The sequence below is a fragment of the Chloroflexota bacterium genome (assembly GCA_014360825.1).
Classification (GTDB): domain Bacteria; phylum Chloroflexota; class Anaerolineae; order UBA2200; family JACIWT01; genus JACIWT01.
Window position 1 is genome coordinate 37306 of the sequence record JACIWT010000002.1, and the last position, 15482, is coordinate 52787.

At 55.3% G+C, this 15482-nt stretch carries 13 protein-coding genes and 1 pseudogene; all 14 read right to left on the reverse strand.

Going from position 1 to position 15482, the window contains the following annotated elements:
* Nucleotides 1–7: 7 nt before the first annotated feature.
* Nucleotides 8–604 (reverse strand): molybdenum cofactor guanylyltransferase, encoded by a 597-nt coding sequence (locus H5T64_01480; GenBank protein MBC7263009.1) that lies wholly within the window; start codon nucleotides 602–604, stop codon nucleotides 8–10.
* Nucleotides 605–613: 9 nt separating this feature from the next.
* Nucleotides 614–1390 (reverse strand): formate dehydrogenase accessory sulfurtransferase FdhD, encoded by a 777-nt coding sequence (fdhD, locus tag H5T64_01485; protein ID MBC7263010.1) that lies wholly within the window; start codon nucleotides 1388–1390, stop codon nucleotides 614–616.
* Between the two features lie 126 nt (nucleotides 1391–1516).
* Entirely contained in the window at nucleotides 1517–2293 is a 777-nt protein-coding gene (locus H5T64_01490) for a formate/nitrite transporter family protein (GenBank protein ID MBC7263011.1), read from the reverse strand.
* Nucleotides 2294–2535: 242 nt separating this feature from the next.
* Nucleotides 2536–5304: pseudogene (gene fdhF / locus H5T64_01495) on the reverse strand (formate dehydrogenase subunit alpha).
* Nucleotides 5291–5794 carry a hydrogenase maturation protease gene (locus H5T64_01500; GenBank protein ID MBC7263012.1) on the reverse strand — a complete coding sequence of 168 codons (504 nt, stop codon included), beginning with the start codon at nucleotides 5792–5794 and terminating at the stop codon, nucleotides 5291–5293. Before H5T64_01500 ends, fdhF begins: the two are co-directional and overlap by 14 nt.
* A gap of 87 nt (nucleotides 5795–5881) precedes the next feature.
* Complete coding sequence (locus H5T64_01505; protein ID MBC7263013.1) at nucleotides 5882–7309, reverse strand: Ni/Fe hydrogenase subunit alpha; 1428 nt, start codon at nucleotides 7307–7309, stop codon at nucleotides 5882–5884.
* Between the two features lie 12 nt (nucleotides 7310–7321).
* Complete coding sequence (locus H5T64_01510; protein ID MBC7263014.1) at nucleotides 7322–7867, reverse strand: NADP oxidoreductase; 546 nt, start codon at nucleotides 7865–7867, stop codon at nucleotides 7322–7324.
* Nucleotides 7868–7881: 14 nt separating this feature from the next.
* On the reverse strand, nucleotides 7882–9663 hold the full coding sequence (locus H5T64_01515) for a molybdopterin-dependent oxidoreductase (protein ID MBC7263015.1): 1782 nt from the start codon (nucleotides 9661–9663) through the stop codon (nucleotides 7882–7884).
* Between the two features lie 112 nt (nucleotides 9664–9775).
* The gene (gene nuoF, locus H5T64_01520) at nucleotides 9776–12826 is read right to left on the reverse strand and encodes an NADH-quinone oxidoreductase subunit NuoF (GenBank protein ID MBC7263016.1); all 3051 of its coding nucleotides are present in this window, start codon (nucleotides 12824–12826) and stop codon (nucleotides 9776–9778) included.
* A gap of 32 nt (nucleotides 12827–12858) precedes the next feature.
* Complete coding sequence (locus tag H5T64_01525) at nucleotides 12859–13230, reverse strand: (2Fe-2S) ferredoxin domain-containing protein (GenBank protein MBC7263017.1); 372 nt, start codon at nucleotides 13228–13230, stop codon at nucleotides 12859–12861.
* A 51-nt stretch (nucleotides 13231–13281) separates the two neighbouring features.
* Nucleotides 13282–13833 (reverse strand): ATP-binding protein, encoded by a 552-nt coding sequence (locus tag H5T64_01530; GenBank protein MBC7263018.1) that lies wholly within the window; start codon nucleotides 13831–13833, stop codon nucleotides 13282–13284.
* Complete coding sequence (nuoE, locus tag H5T64_01535) at nucleotides 13834–14301, reverse strand: NADH-quinone oxidoreductase subunit NuoE (GenBank protein MBC7263019.1); 468 nt, start codon at nucleotides 14299–14301, stop codon at nucleotides 13834–13836.
* A gap of 20 nt (nucleotides 14302–14321) precedes the next feature.
* Nucleotides 14322–15071, reverse strand: a complete 750-nt coding sequence (locus tag H5T64_01540; protein ID MBC7263020.1) for a PHP domain-containing protein — start codon at nucleotides 15069–15071, stop codon at nucleotides 14322–14324.
* A 44-nt stretch (nucleotides 15072–15115) separates the two neighbouring features.
* A complete protein-coding gene (locus H5T64_01545; GenBank protein ID MBC7263021.1) occupies nucleotides 15116–15460 on the reverse strand; it encodes a serine kinase in 345 nt (114 codons plus the stop codon).
* Nucleotides 15461–15482 lie beyond the last annotated feature (22 nt).

The window sequence follows — 15482 nt, forward strand, 5'->3', positions numbered from 1 at the left end:
TAGTTTTCTATGATTGGCTGTGCAGTAACCTTTTGGCCATTTCTAAATCTTCCGCAGTGTTGATGTTAAAGAAAGAGAGATGCTTAGGATCAAGAGTATCTACTTCGCTCTCCGTAACATATCGCACCCTCACCTCGGGGAAAAAACTCACAATGCGCCGTTCTCCAGAGCGTAGCAACTTCTCGATTGGCCGCATACACGCTTTGCTGTAAACGGCGTGCAGTGGCTCTGTCTTGCCGTAGGTGCTCGGGATCACCACATCGAAATCGGCGGACAATAGAATTATATACCGCAGGAGCGGTAGGTTCAACAAGGGCATGTCGCAGGCCACAAACAGTCCTCGCTCATAGCGCATCGCCCGCAAACCGGTATAGATGCCACCCAGAGGACCTGTGTCTGGATAAGCATCTGGGATACTGCGAGCCCGCATCCCTGCGAATTCTGGTCTTGCGTTCGCCACCACCAAGAGGTCATCGCTCAAGGCGCTCATAGTATTGAGGATGCGCTCCAGCAGCCACTCACCATCTATCTTGAGCAGGGCTTTGTCCACGCCCAGACGCTGACTCTTTCCACCCGCTAGCACTACTGCGCTGACTTTCAGCATAATCTCTTCTCAAGGTGTACTCTGGAGTTCCTGGGGATTAAGGTTTTGCCCGAGCGTCTCCAGAATTCCAGATATACGATGAGGATGTGTGTAGACGGTGAACCTGTCGCCTCTGGCAAAGCAGACGAGCGTTACCCCAGACCTATCAGCCAACAATATCCCTGCGTCTGTTGAAGCCGCTTTAGATATGATAATCGGGACGCCCGCGTTGGCAACTTTGGCGATCATACCTGCTGGTTGCCTGCCGGTGCAGCCGATGACGCATCTGGAGAGATCTATGTCATGGAGGAGAGCAAAACCTACCACCTTGTCAATAGTATTGTGTCTTCCAATATCACTGCTGCGCGCAACCAACTCTCCGCCTTGGAAAAGTACAGAGCAGTGGACGCCGCCTGTCTTCTTCCAGATCTCCGACTCGATCTGTCCGATGATTCTGAATACATCTTCCTGCTCAATGACGAGGGGTGAGTGTACAACCCTGGGCAACCCCCTTACGCCAATACAACCCGAAGACCTGAGTTCGTAGTCAACTTCTATCTCGGTTGGTGCATACACCCTTATGTCGTTTGCAAAGACGCGGACCTCGGTAATGTCTTGGGCTAGCCCCTCACACACCACAAACCCTGCCCCTAACTCTTCTAGTTGATCAGGGCTAGCAACGATCTGGGCAAGCGGTGCGTCGTTCAGGTATAAGCGAAAAGTGTCTTCAGTGCAGACTACATCCTTGAACGGTGTGATTGTATTCCCCTTTACTTGAATGGCCGCATGTCCTTCGTAGAGCCTCATCCATTTGCCTCCTGGGATCTCTCTCCGAGTCTCCACAATTATACTGCTATCAGGGAAATAGCAAGCGTGTGGCACAATGCCACACCCTTGCTACCGTCCCTAATAACGGAGCGATCAAGAACTTCCTTACTTCAGGCCGTATAACCACCAGTAGATGGTGCCTACGAAAAAGCCGCCCCCAATGATATTTCCGATGGTCACCGGCAGGAGGTTGGCTACGAAGAAGTTGACCCAGTTCGCCTGGGTTGCCCCGTAGAAAATGCCCAGCGGGATGAAATACATGTTGGCGATGCTGTGCTCAAAGCCGATGGCCACGAAGGCCATGATTGGGAACCAGATGCCCAGGATCTTGCCAGCGATATCCTCCGCAGAGACAGCCAACCAGACTGCCAGGCAGACCAGCCAGTTGCAACCGATGCCCCGCCAGAGCGCTTGGGCAAACGTGAGGGCTACCTTGCTGTCGGCAATCCCCCTTACACCGGTCAAGAACGGGTCCTTGGCAAAAATACCGCCGGCGTAACACAAGTAGGCCAGGAAGATAGAGCCAATGAGGTTGCCAATGTAAACAAGCACCCAGTTCCTGGCTAGTCCTGACCACTTAGAAACGCCCTTGTAGCAACCTGGGGGCACGAGGGCGGTGTTGCCGGTGAAGAGTTCCGAACCGGCGATGATCACAAGCATCAGGCCGACCGGGAAGGTGCCACCAAAGACCAACTTGGATAGCCCTACTAACTCGGGGGCCGTGATGCCTTTGCCGGTGGCGATGGCCACCGTGCCGCCGAAGGCGATGTAAGCGCCGGCCAAGAAACCAAGCACTAACAGTCTAAGTGGTTCGGTTTCGGTCTTGGCCTGGGAGATGGCGCATGCCGCCTCGACGATTTCAGCGGGTTTTTTGAAGCTCATTTTGATTCCCTCCTTTTTGCTAGATTATTTATAAAGCGAAATGGCTTCAAAACGCACTTCGTGCCTTATATCACTTCTCTGTGGAATGAACGCCATACACTTCCACACGAATATGCTCTTCTACCCGAAATTGACGCCCCTGCTGGGCACCCAAGAGACCAGAGCATCTCACTTTGTGCTCTGACCGTAAGTTACAGCAGTGGGAGCGAAATATTTCATTTCTCGCTCCCACTGCTATTGTCTCATGCCTTCTCGATGCGGACAGCCGCCACCTTATACTCTGGGATTTTTGACACCGGATCTAGCGCAGCGATAGTCAGCAGGTTCGCTGCGGCTTCACGGAAGTGGAAGGTCATGAACACCACCCCTGGATCCGGTCGGTCAACCACCTCCGCCTTGGCTACGACTTCGCCACGGCGTGAAGTGACTCGCACTAGATCACCGTCCACAATACCCAATCTCTCGGCATCCCTGGGGTTGATCTCCACTGTGCCCTCAGGATAGAGCTGGTTCAGGCCGGGGATACGGCGGGTGATGGTACCGCTGTGATAGTGATACAGCACGCGCCCTGTGGTCAGCACGAGGGGATATTTCTTATCTGGCACTTCCTTCGCTGGTGCCCACTCTACCGCGTGGAACTTGCCCAGTCCGCGTGAGAATTTGCCCACATGCAAAATTGGCGTGCCCGGATGATCGGGAGCGGGACAAGGCCACTGTAATCCGACCTGCTCAATCCGATCATAGGTGATGCCCCCGTAACTTGGCGTCACAGCGTTGATTTCAGCCATGATCTCGCGTGGGTGTGTGTAGTCCCAACTGGCGAACTTTGCCTTCGATCTATCTATGCCCAGACGCGCTTCGACTCGCTTGGCTAAATCACAGATGATCTGCCAGTCGGGGCGGGCGTTGCCTATGGGCTCGATGGCCTTGCGTACCCGCTGTACACGGCGTTCCGTGTTGGTGAAAGTGCCATCTTTCTCGGCGAAGGACACCCCAGGCAACACTACGTCGGCCAATTCCGCGGTCTCGCTCATGAAGATTTCCTGTACCACCAGAAAATCCAGACTTTGCAGGCATTTGCGGACGTGGTTGATGTCGGGATCGGTCATCATCGGGTTCTCGCCGAGGACGAACAAGGCTTTAATGTCGCCGGCCTCGGCAGCATTGATCATCTCCACGACAGTGAGGCCAGGCTCTGTAGATGCGGTGCTGCCCCATGCTTCTTTGAACTTGGCTTGTGCTGCTTCATCTGCAACCCTCTGATATCCGGGGTAAAAGTTCGGCAAGCAGCCCATGTCACAGGCACCTTACACATTGTTTTGGCCGCGCAGGGGGTTCACTCCACCCCCAGGCACCCCCATGTTGCCAAGGAGCATTTGCAAATTGGCCGTAGAGAGCACATTCTGGTGCCCTTTGGTGTGTTGGGTGATACCCATAGCGTAGATCAGTGCCCCAGGGCGGTTAACCGCGAGCAGTCGTGCCGCCTTGCGGACATCATCCGCTGGCACGCCAGTGATCTCTTCCGCATATTCTGGCGTGTACTTCTCCAGAACTGTCTTGAGTTCTTCAAAGCCTTCTGTGCGGTTGGCTACGAACTCTTTATCGTACAGATCCTCGGCGATCAACACATGCATGATGCCGTTCAGTAGGGCAATATCAGATCCCGGCTTATGCTTAAGGTGAAGGACGGCGACGTCGGCCAGTGGAATATCGCGTGGATCGGCCAAGATCAACTTGGCTCCGTTACGCGCCGCCTGTCGGAGGCGCATGCCAATCACCGGATGTTGCTCCGTGGTGTTAGAACCGATTACCAAATAGGACTTTGCTTGGGTGGTAATATCCTCAATGGAGTTCGTCATAGCACCCGAACCGAACGCGGCGGCCAGACCGGTCACCGTGGAGGAGTGTCAAAGACGAGCGCAGTGGTCAACGTTGTTCGTCCCCAGCACCGCTCGAGTGAACTTCTGGAGGAGATAATTCTCCTCGTTGGTGCATTTGGCGGAACTGAGGACGGCGATAGCGTCGCCACCATGCTTTTTCTTAGTCTCTGCGATTTTCTCAGCCACCAGGTCTAGAGCCTCGTCCCAAGAGGCTTCGACGAACTTCCCGTTTCGTTTGATCAGCGGGGCTACTAACCGATCGGGATGATTCACAAAATCGTAGCCGAACCGGCCCTTCACACAAGTCCAGCCGTGATTGACAGGAGCATCCCAATAGGACGTTACCCGAATGATTTTGCCGTCCCTTACGTTGAGGTCAAACTGGCAACCGACGCCGCAATAGCCACAAGTAGTGGTAACCTTTTTCATTTCCCAAGTGCGTCCCAGTCCTTTAGCGCCTTTAGGTGAAAGGGCACCCGTGGGACATACTTCCACACACATGCCACAGAATTCACAAGGTGAGTCCTCAAGATAGCCATCTTTTGCTGTACCAGGTTTGGCCCGGAAGCCACGATACAGCATTGAAATGGCCTCAACACCGTTGATGTAACTGCAAGCGCGCACACAGGCCTGGCATACCACACATTTATTGTAGTCTCGCTCAATGAAAGGGTTGGGGTCGCTGATAGGATAGTGATGCTCCTCACCCCGATAGGGCGACTCTTTGATGCCCAACTCATAGGCGAGATCCTAAAGCGTGCAGTTGCCCGCCTTCTCGCAAGTCATGCAGTCGAGCGGATGGTCTGAAAGCAATAATTCCAAAACAAAGCGGCGCAGCGCCACGATACCGGGGGTATGCGTCTTAATGCGTATACCTTCTGCCACGGGATAGGTACATGAGGTCTGAAAGGATGTAACATAGGTGGTCTCAGTGGTCCCATCAGCGTTTTGCTTGACACGAGGAATCCCTACTTCCACCAAACAGAGGCGACACGCTCCAATATCAGGCAGAGCAGGATGATGACACAGGGTGGGGATCTTGATTCCCATGGCGGTGGCTGCTTTAAGGATTGTGTTACCCTCTTCCACTTCCACTGCCCGGTCATCGATTGTGAATCTAATCAGTGGCATCGATCTCCTCCCGCTTTGTCAGTTGTAAGATCTGTTCAACCGCTGGTTGCACCAGCGTCTCAGTGGCCGTAGAAAGGCCACGGTGGAAATCGAACTCGTAACCCCGGATAGACACAATGTGGCCCGTAGGCTTTCGATGGTGGAGTGCATCGAGCAACGCAAGGAGCATCGCTGGATTCATGTGGTGGGTGAACGCAGACGCGGCATATTCCGGCAGCACGTGCGCGCAATGCAGATCATCCAGGTCTTCGCGGATGTGTGCATCCACGAAGACGATTTGATCGTAGTCCACCAGCAGGTCCACCAATTCGGGCGATAATTGCATGAGAAAAACAGAATCTGTCTGAGCGCCGAGTGCTTCTAAGCCCGTTTCGTCTTCATGCAGAATCTCTTGCCCCAGGCGCTGGCGCAGGCTGTTGATCGCATAGTATGCAACGCCATCATCGGCGCGGTCCAGATTGCCGTAGCCAATGACCAGGGAGCGAGGCATCAGACCCCCACCAAAGTGACAAAGAGGGCAAGGGAGCGAACCGGTTTATGTTCGCCCCCTTGCGTTGGGCTCGTCCAGGCTGTTACACTAACGAGCGATGCGATCCAGCACAGTGCCATCGGCTGCCACCAGGGTGATCTCCAGCGGCATTTGGCCGATAGCGTGGGTGGAGCATGAGAGGCATGGATCGTAGCAGCGGATCGCTGCTTCCACTCGGTTGAGCATACCTTCGGTGAGTTTCGTGCCGTCCACACAGGCCTTGGCCACCATCCCTGCGGATGTGTGCATAGCCCAGTTGTTGTTGCCCGTGGCTACGATGAGGTTCACCCTAGTCAATAGGCCGTTCTCGTCGGTGTCATAGTCGTGGAAGAGGGTCCCTCTGGGGGCCTCGATCACGCCCACTCCGTGGCCAGTTACCTTTGTTCCGGGATAAGCGCGCACGTCGGTGGACATGATATCTGGATCATCCAGCAACTCGCCGATGTGCTCCAAAGCGTAGAGAGCTTCGATCAGTCGGGCATAGTGGTAGTACAGGGAGCCCTCCACTGGCTTGCCGTTATTGATTTTCTTGAATTGCCGGAATTCTTCATCGGCCAGGGGTGTGCCGATCTTGTCCACAACGTTCAGACGTCCCAATGGGCCCACCCGATATGCTCCTTGTGGCCACCCTAATTTGCGGTAATAGGGGAACTTTAGGAAGGACCAGGGTTCCACGTGTTCGGCTACGTACTCTAAGTAGTCGTTTGGCTTGAATTGTGCGAGCAACTTGCCTTGGGCATCCCTAACGCGGATCTCACCGTCGTAGAGTTGAAGCCCGCCTTCCTTATCCACCAGACCCATGTAGTTAGATGGGAAGGAGGCGAAAGTATTTGCTAGTTCCTTGTTAGCCTCCAGCCAGCCCTTGGCGATACCAATCGCCTCTTGGACGTAGCTGACCATGGTCTCGCGTTCGGCGGCGATCTCATCGCGGTCCTTTGCACTGAGTGGCGCGCTTACCCCACCGGGGACGGCGAAGTAAGGATGCACGCGCTTCCGGCCAAGCCGCTCGATGATCTGCTGCCCGTAGCGGCGTAGGTTCACCGCTTTCAGAGCCAGTTCGGGGTTTGCCTTGATGATTCCAAATACATTCCGGGTAGCCGGATCGGCGTCAAACCCGAAGACTAGATCGGGTGCAGCCAAGTGGAAGAAATGCATGCAATGCGACTGTACCACTTGACCCATGTGCATCAGTTCCCGCAGCAGTTTGGCCGGACGTGGCGGCTCTACACCGGCCACGCCGTCGCAGGCTTTGGCTGAGGCCAAATGGTGGCTGACCGGACAGATGCCGCAGATGCGCTGGGTGATTTGCGTCATCTCGAAATATGGGCGGCCTTCGCTAAATTTCTCCACCCCGCGAAACTCGTCCACGTGGAAGAAAGTCTGCTGTACTTTGCCCTTGTCGTCCAAATGGATCGTGACCCGCGCATGTCCCTCAATGCGCGTCACTGGTTCGATGGTTATTTTTTGAGCACCCATAGTGTTCTCCTCTTAGTCATACTTGAAATGCTCAGGTGGCAGAATCACAGGCATGCGTCCCGCGAGCAACTCTGAAAGCGCGTAGAAAAGGGCGTCTGCACTGGGTGGGCAACCGGGGATGAAAAGATCCACCTTTACCACCTTATCAACGCCTGTAACTACATCCAGCGGCATTCCGAGTTCTGGTGAATCGGGAATGACGCCGTCCACAACGCTCTCAGCCTCTAAGTAAGCGCGCTTTAACGCCGCTTCGGTGCCAACCAGATTGCGCGAGGCGACAATGCCACCAAAGGTAGCGCAGTCACCCACTGCGATGAGGATTTTGCAGCGTTCACGCATTCTCTTGGCCACCTCAACATTGTGCGTGTTACTGATCGCACCGGTGAGGATGCCAACGGTTACGCCGTCTTCTGGCGGATGCTTTAGGTCTGTGACCGGGCTTGATGTGAATTCCACCGCTTCCAGCAACTGGACAATGCGTTCGTCAATGTCCAGTAACGACATGTGACATCCTGCACAGGCGGCTAGCCAATCCGTGGCGACTTTGACTTTTGCCATCGTGGGTTCTCCTTTCACTCAAGTTCCCGGGCTGCACGAGCCGAGATCTCGTCGAGGGTGCCGAAACTCTTGCCCAGTTTCCCTGCCAGCAGGGAGAGGATCTCCCAGTCTGGCTTTGCTTCTCCCTTGGGTTCGACTGCCTTATTGACCTGCTGCACACGACCCTCTATGTTCGTCAGGGTGCCTTCTCGCTCTGACCAGATAGCCATGGGCAGCACTACGTCTGCCTTCTTGGTCAGGGGCGATTCATAACTAGTCTGCACAACGACAAATGCATTGGGGCCGAATTGTTTGAGCATATCCTTGCCGTCCCAATCCTGCTCGCCGACGAGGACAAACACTGTTTCGGCGGAGGATGGATCGAACCCGTTGCTCAACCCGAAGGCCGCGGCAGCGTATGTATTCACGCCGGGTTCAAGCGCGATGAAGACGGCCTTTTCACCCAACTTCCCTAACGCTTTGATGGTCTTATCTGTGATAGCGGGACCATACAGAACCACTGGATGCACGGCACGCTCTGCTAGTTCTACAGCCTTATTGACCTCGTCCATCTTCAAGTGCATGGAGGCGAATGGAGCAAGGCCATTGTCCTTGCTGTCCACTATGATCAGCCGTGCCCCTTTATCGACAGCGCGCTTGACGAGAAAAGAAGCAACCGGCTGGTCTTTAGCGGGATCTGCACTAACCACAAGGATGATATCACTCGTGGTGACATCTGCGAGTGAGCCTCCTGACTTCTCCGACAACTTCGTTGCAACCCCGTTGAGCAGGCCAATGTTGGTGACCCTCAATTCCTCACGGAACAACTTGCCCAGTAGGTATAGCGCCTCGTTGGTAGCGTTGGTTGTGGTTAATACGCCCAGATTCTTGCCTTTGGTGCTACGAATTTGCTCGGCAAGTGCTTCCAAGGCTGTGTCCCAATCCGTCTCCTTTAACTTGCCGTTTTGCCGGAGCAAGGGTTTGGTTACACGCTGGCGCTCATCGTAGAGCGGGTTGAAGCGCCCTGCCTGGCAAAGTAGCCCTGCGTTCACAGGGGCGTCCCAATCCCCTTCGATGCGCAAGACGTTGCCACCGCGCGTTACGATCTCCATACCGCAGCCGATACTGCACTGGCTGCAGACGCTCTTAATGTGCTCCGTCTCGACATCACGCCCCATAAAGGCACTGCGTTTGTCAACCAGAGCGCCGGTGGGACACACTTGCAAACAGGTGCCGCAAGAGACACAGGACGATTGGCCGAAGGGAACGTTCATATCGGCGTGGATCATGGACTCTGCACCACGTTGCCGTACGCCCAAGGTGTGATTCGCCACCAGTTCACTGCAGGCGCGCACGCATCGTCTGCATAGAATGCAACGGTTGTGATCCATAAGGAAATAAGCACGTGTCGCATCCACAGGGAACCGCTTTGTGTAGGTAGGATAAACCCAGTGGTCAACGCCGTAGCGGTACCCCAGAGACTGCAATTCGCAGTCCCCGCTCATCTCACAGTACATGCAGTAGTGGTTTCGCTCCGAAAAAAGCAGGTCGAGAACGAATTTTCGTGCTTGAACCACCTGTGGGGACTCGGTCTGCACCTCCATTCCCTCTGTAACGGGGAATGTACATGCCGTCTGCAAAGTGCGTTGTCCCTTGATCTCTACGAGACACATTCGGCAAGCACCGATTGGGGCCAGAGCAGGGTGGTGACAAAGAGTCGGGATGTCAATCCCTGCCCCCTGTGCGGCCTCAAGAACGGTGCTGCCGGCCGGCGCACTGACCTTTTGGCCGTTGATTGTGATATTGACCATTGCCATCTCAGAGCCCAGCCTCCTTTCTAAGTTTTATTTTAGGTTATCTTTTGGCTGGGGAAAAGTCGCCATTGACATCTCCCCTACCCTGTGCGCCATATTCCGTTGTTTTCGGAGCCTAAAACTCTTCCAGGTCGCAGCGCAGACAGCGCTTGGCTTCCTCACGCGCTATTTCCTCGCTGAATCCCAACTCGATCTCGTGGAAATTCTTGACCCGCTCCGGCGGTGCCTGAGTTGGCATCTCAGGCCGTTTCGCCTCAGCATACTCTTCGCGGTTATAGGTCAGTTCAACCGTGCGATAGGCCAGCCATTCTTCTTTGGATTGTGGGTGGCCATCCTGCAAGTATTCATCCACCGCCATGGCCACCTTGTTGCCTTGTGCTACTGCCTCGATCACGGTTGCAGGACCCAGCACCGCGTCGCCAGCAGCGAAGGCACCCGGCCGCGAGGTATCCAGTTTCCTGCCCACCTTGAACGTGGAATCGCGGTTCACCTCTGGGCTATCACCGTTCAGGCACGACAAATCGGGTGACTGCCCAATGGCCGGAATGACGATATCCACGTCCATGACATACCCTGCTCCTTCGATGGGCACTGGCCGGCGTCTCCCGCTCTTGTCGAATTCGCCCAATTCCTGTGGTTGTAGTTCCAGCCCCGTGACTTTCGTGTCTCCTAAGACGCGGATGGGATTGGTCAGGAAATGGAACTGGACGCCCTCTTCTTCCGCCTCTCGTACTTCAAGGTCTTGCGCCGGCATCTCCGCCCGTGTGCGGCGGTAGATGATGTGCACTTCGGAGGCGCCCAGACGGAGGGCTGTCCGCGCAGCATCGATGGCGGAGTTACCCCCGCCAACCACAGCCACGCGTTTGCCTTTCATCTTGGGTGGCTTACCGAGCGCTACATCCTTCAGGAACGCGGTAGCGTGCATGACCCCGCTCAAGTCTTCGCCAGGCACACCCAGTCGGCGGCTGCTGTGCGCACCGATCGCCAGGATGACCGCGTGATAGCCCATTTTATCAAATAACTCATCCAAAGTAAAGTCTTTGCCTAACGCCGTGTTCAATACGATCTCCACGCCGGCGCGCTTGATGTGGTCGATCTCGGCGTTGAGCACATCGCGTGGCAGGCGGTATTCTGGAATGCCTAAAGCCATCCACCCGCCGGCAACGGGTGCTGCTTCGTAGACGGTTACTTTGTAGCCCCATTGTGCCAGGCGCAAAGCCGCTGTCAGGCCGGCTGGCCCTGCGCCTACGATGGCAACCTTCTCCGTCTTGGCTTCTTCGTTGCGTGGCGGTATCCATGGGTTCATAATCTCATGATCTGCCATGAAGCGCTTCAATTGGCGGATGGCTACTGGCTGATCCAGTTCGCCGCGACGGCAGCGCCGCTCGCAGAAGGCTGGACAAATGCGCCCGCAGATCAGGGCAAATGGGTTGCGCTGGCGATGTACTTCGAGCCCTTCGGCGTATTTGCCCTGGCTGATCAGGGCCACATAACTGGGGACATCCACGCCTGCAGGGCAGGCATTGGTGCACGGTGCTCTGACCAGCGCTTTGCACACCCCGGCCGGACAGCGCTTGTCTAAGATATGTGCCTCGAACTCCTCGCGGAAATAGCGCAACGCGGCTTTTACCGGACCTGGGGTGAGTTGGCCCAGCGCGCACAACGAAGCCGATTCCATGCCCTGTGCGATTTGTTGGATGGTGTCCAGGTCCTGCATCGTTCCTTTGCCTTCCGTGATGCGAGTCAGCACTTCCAACAGGCGCTTACCGCCAACTCGGCAGGGCACACATTTGCCACAGGATTCGGCCGTAGCAAAGTCCAGGAAGAATTTGGCGAACTCGACCATGCAGGTAGTCTCATCTACCACGATCATGCCGCCGGAACCCATCACTGCGCCCACTTCCTTGAGCGAGTCAAAATCTACTGGCACATTGAGCGCTTCGACGCCCAGGCAGCCGCCCAATGGGCCACCGGTCTGCACGGCCTTGAATTTCTTGCCGTCGGGGACTCCCCCACCGATGTCAAAGATGATTTCGCCCAACGTGATGCCCATCGGCACCTCGACCAAGCCGGTGTTATTGATCTTGCCCGTTAAGGCAAAGATGGCTGTTCCGGTGCTGCGCGGTGTGCCGATGCTGCTGAACCAATCTGCACCTTTGAGGATGATTTGCGGTACATTGGCGTAACTCTTGACGTTGTTGATATTGCTGGGCTTACCCCACAGGCCGGAGACAGCGGGGAAGGGTGGCCTGGGGCGAGGCTCACCACGGCGACCCTCAATGGATGCCATCAGGGCCGTTTCCTCTCCGCAGACGAAAGCGCCGGCGCCCTCTTTCAGTGTCAGGTGGAAAGTATGTCCGCTTCCCAAGATGTTTTCGCCCAGCAATCCGTATTCGTGGCACTGCTCAATCGCCATCTTGATGCGCTTAATGGCCAGAGGATACTCGGCACGGCAATAAATGTAGCCCTGATGCGCACCGATGGCATAACTGGCAATGATCATCCCCTCAATGACACTGTGGGGGTCTCCCTCCAGTATGCTGCGGTCCATAAATGCACCGGGGTCCCCTTCGTCCGCGTTGCAAATGAGGTACTTCGGCTCGCCTCGTGCTTTGCGGCAGAACTCCCATTTCAGACCGGTGAGGAAGCCTGCCCCGCCGCGCCCGCGTAAGCCAGACCGTTTGACCTCCTCAATAACTTGGTCTGGGGTCATCTCCGATAGCGCCTTGCTCAGCGCGGCATAGCCGTCTCGGGCGATGTACTCATCAATGCTTTCGGGGTTGATCAGTCCACAGTTGCGCAGTGTGATGCGCAACTGCTTCCCGTAGAAGGGTATGTCCTTGTAGAAGGGTACCGATTGGTGGGAGAATGGCTCTTTGTAAGTGAGGCGGGGGACGACCCTGCCCTTCACCAGCGTTTCTTCTACGAGGTGTGGTACATCCGAGGCTTGCACCTGGCAGTAGAAAATACCCTCTGGGTAAATGATCATAACGGGGCCCATCGCACAGAAGCCACGGCAGCCGGTTTGCACCAGTCGTACCTCGCCATCCAGCCCACGGCGTTTGATCTCCTCGGCTAAGGCCTCGAAAACCGCCGGGGATTTCGATGCTGTACAGCCCGTGCCGCCACAGACGAGCACGTTGGCTCTATATAAAGGTTCCGCCATTGAGATCCTCCTCGGGATACGAAGATATTTTTCTATTGTTCGCTGGTGGGCAGCCGACCTACTACCCACTCTTGCACTACATTGCCTTTGATTAAATGCTCCTCAATGAGCCGGGGCACCATATCTGGTTTGACGTTTCCGTACGTGATGCGTGGCTTGCCTGCCTGTTCGATATCCACCAACGGTTCTTTGACGCACATGCCAATGCATCCGACGGTGGTGACGTGGGCTTCGATCTCACGCTTCTTGAGTTCCTCAAGGATGGCGTGCATCGTCTCACGTGCTCCGGCAGCGATGCCGCAGGTGCCCATGCCGACGGTGATCTTGGTGCCTGTCTCCAGCCGTACCTTGAGGTCTTTTTGTGCTTCTTCGCGCAGTTTCTTTAGATCTTCTAAGGTCTTCAGTCTCGGCATTGAACAGCCTCCTCTGTGGATATATTTTCCGCAGCGAATTGGTTATGGCCTGGGCCTATGCAGGCTCGCCAGCCCCTCAGCCAGCGTGGATTCCAGCCACTGCCTTATCAGTGGATGCGAGAGGGGCACTGTGCCCAATTCGCGGCGCACTTCTGCTGTGTCCAGTTCAAACGTCCGACCATCCACAACGTGCTTGTAGCGGATGTCTACTGCCTGTTCCGAGAGAACCACTGCCATTATGCTTGTGACGATATCGCCCAGCGGTGCGCGGTCAATGTGACTGTGTTGGAAAGTAGCCGTTACCTTCGTTCCTACCCCGGGCTTGGATTGTACCTGGAGATTGCCATTGCACTGTTGGGCTGCTGCCGCGAAGAGCGGCAATCCCAGACCGACGTGCCTGGTGGTACGTGTGGTAACGAAGGGGTCTAATACCCTCTGGGCGAACTCCTCATCCATGCCGCGCCCATTGTCTTGAATTGTGATCTTTAGGATATCGTTCTTCGTGTCCTCCTCGATGAGCAACTCAATGCGAGTTGCTCCCGCCTCCACCGAATTTTCCAGTGCATCGAGGATATGTAGGGAAAGTTCGCGCACTTAATGCAAATCTCTCACGATTTCGGTCATTCTTTCAGGGACCAGGTGTCCAACGACTTCGTTGTCCACCATCGCCGTAGGGGCCAGACCGCAAGATCCCAAACAGTAAACGACTTCATATGTTACCCGATAATCCGGCGTCGTTTCTCCGGCCTTAATGCCCAAGTCGTTTTCGACAGTCCTGATGATTTTGGCCGCGCCACGCACGTGGCAAGCGGTGCCGTCGCATTGACGGATGATGTGTTTGCCGCGCCTGGTCAGGTAGAATTGGGCATAGAAAGTTACCACGCCATACACCTGGCTCAATGGTACTCTCATGCGCTCAGAAATACGTTTCAGTACCTCGGCCGGCAGGTACCCGTAGATTTCTTGCGCCCGTTGCAACACGGGGATTACCGCTCCCTTCTGCGTTTGGAACTCTTCGAATATTGGCTCCAAACGACTGAGGTCCAAGGTTTCTTCAGCCACCTTGCCATATCCTCCTTGATCTAATGTGAATTGGCGAGTACTTTTACTTTTCGACCATTCTGACGGCGAAAGGCCATCGAGATCTCCGTGAGGGTGGGCTCCTCAAGGGTAAATATGGTCCTGTCGCTTATCTCACTCAGACGGTGTGCATCGCCAGAACAGATGAACGAATGTGCCGCGAGTGATGGGTGTCGGCGCTGTATCTCCTCCACGCTGGTGTTACGCGTTATCTCCATAGCGGCGAAATGAACACCCGGTGGGACGAACCCCAGGTTCGCCAATAGACTGTAAGACGGACGATCTATATGTGCTGCGATGCAGAGCCCTTTCCGTTCCTCGACGCCTGAAACCACCTCTTCCACGGAGAGGGAAGTGGAGGTTGCCAGCAGCCTATCATTGTAACGGACAAAATCACCTGTGGCGTCCACTACAAACTGCGGGCCAAAAACTTCTGCCTTGTTTTTCAACATGGGCAGGTGAGCATATATCACTGCTTGCCAATCCAGCGCCCGCTCCACGGTATCAAAAAGACAAAGCAGATGAACCTCTTCTTTAGTTTGGACTTCCATACCTGGCAACACAGTCAGATCGAGTCCACACGCAGCCTCGATAACCGAGGCGACATTCTCTGCCGAGTTGTGATCGGTGATCGCAATGATGCCAAGGGCCAGTTCCCGTGCTTGCCGAACGATCAGAGGCGGTATCATTTCCACCTCGGCGCAAGCGGATAAAACTGTGTGCACATGCAGATCGGCTAGATAAGGTCTCAAGGCTCGTGTGTCATGCTCCAACTCTCATATATTTGCCCACAGGTCTATTCTGTGCCTTGGATTCCCAACCGGCTCAATTGGCCCACAATGGTGAACGTTGTGCGCGGCGTGGTAAGTATAGGGATCCCCTGCTCATTTGCCTTCTGCAATGTAGCGGCATCCGGAGATACCCCTTCGGTCACAATAATACCGGCTAGTTCGAGGAGTGCAGCCACAGCGACGATGTTGACATGCGACTGCAGGGTGACCCATACATTGCCCTTGCGCGCCTTGGCCATGACACAACTGAGCAGGTCAGAGGCATACCCACCTGTTACCTCTGTGTCCAAGTTCTCACTCGCCGTCTGCACGGAAAGAGACAGCGCCTTTGCGATTTCACCTATTGTCATCGTGTTCCCTCGTGGTTACACA

What these genes read in the sequence shown, in the direction of transcription:
- H5T64_01480 (MBC7263009.1), bottom strand. Translation starts at nt 604, where the DNA reads ATGCTGAAAGTCAGCGCAGTAGTGCTAGCGGGTGGAAAGAGTCAGCGT.
- fdhD (MBC7263010.1), bottom strand. Translation starts at nt 1,390, where the DNA reads ATGAGGCTCTACGAAGGACATGCGGCCATTCAAGTAAAGGGGAATACA.
- H5T64_01490 (MBC7263011.1), bottom strand. Translation starts at nt 2,293, where the DNA reads ATGAGCTTCAAAAAACCCGCTGAAATCGTCGAGGCGGCATGCGCCATC.
- H5T64_01500 (MBC7263012.1), bottom strand. Translation starts at nt 5,794, where the DNA reads ATGCCTCGCTCCCTGGTCATTGGCTACGGCAATCTGGACCGCGCCGAT.
- H5T64_01505 (MBC7263013.1), bottom strand. Translation starts at nt 7,309, where the DNA reads ATGGGTGCTCAAAAAATAACCATCGAACCAGTGACGCGCATTGAGGGA.
- H5T64_01510 (MBC7263014.1), bottom strand. Translation starts at nt 7,867, where the DNA reads ATGGCAAAAGTCAAAGTCGCCACGGATTGGCTAGCCGCCTGTGCAGGA.
- H5T64_01515 (MBC7263015.1), bottom strand. Translation starts at nt 9,663, where the DNA reads ATGGCAATGGTCAATATCACAATCAACGGCCAAAAGGTCAGTGCGCCG.
- nuoF (MBC7263016.1), bottom strand. Translation starts at nt 12,826, where the DNA reads ATGGCGGAACCTTTATATAGAGCCAACGTGCTCGTCTGTGGCGGCACG.
- H5T64_01545 (MBC7263021.1), bottom strand. Translation starts at nt 15,460, where the DNA reads ATGACAATAGGTGAAATCGCAAAGGCGCTGTCTCTTTCCGTGCAGACG.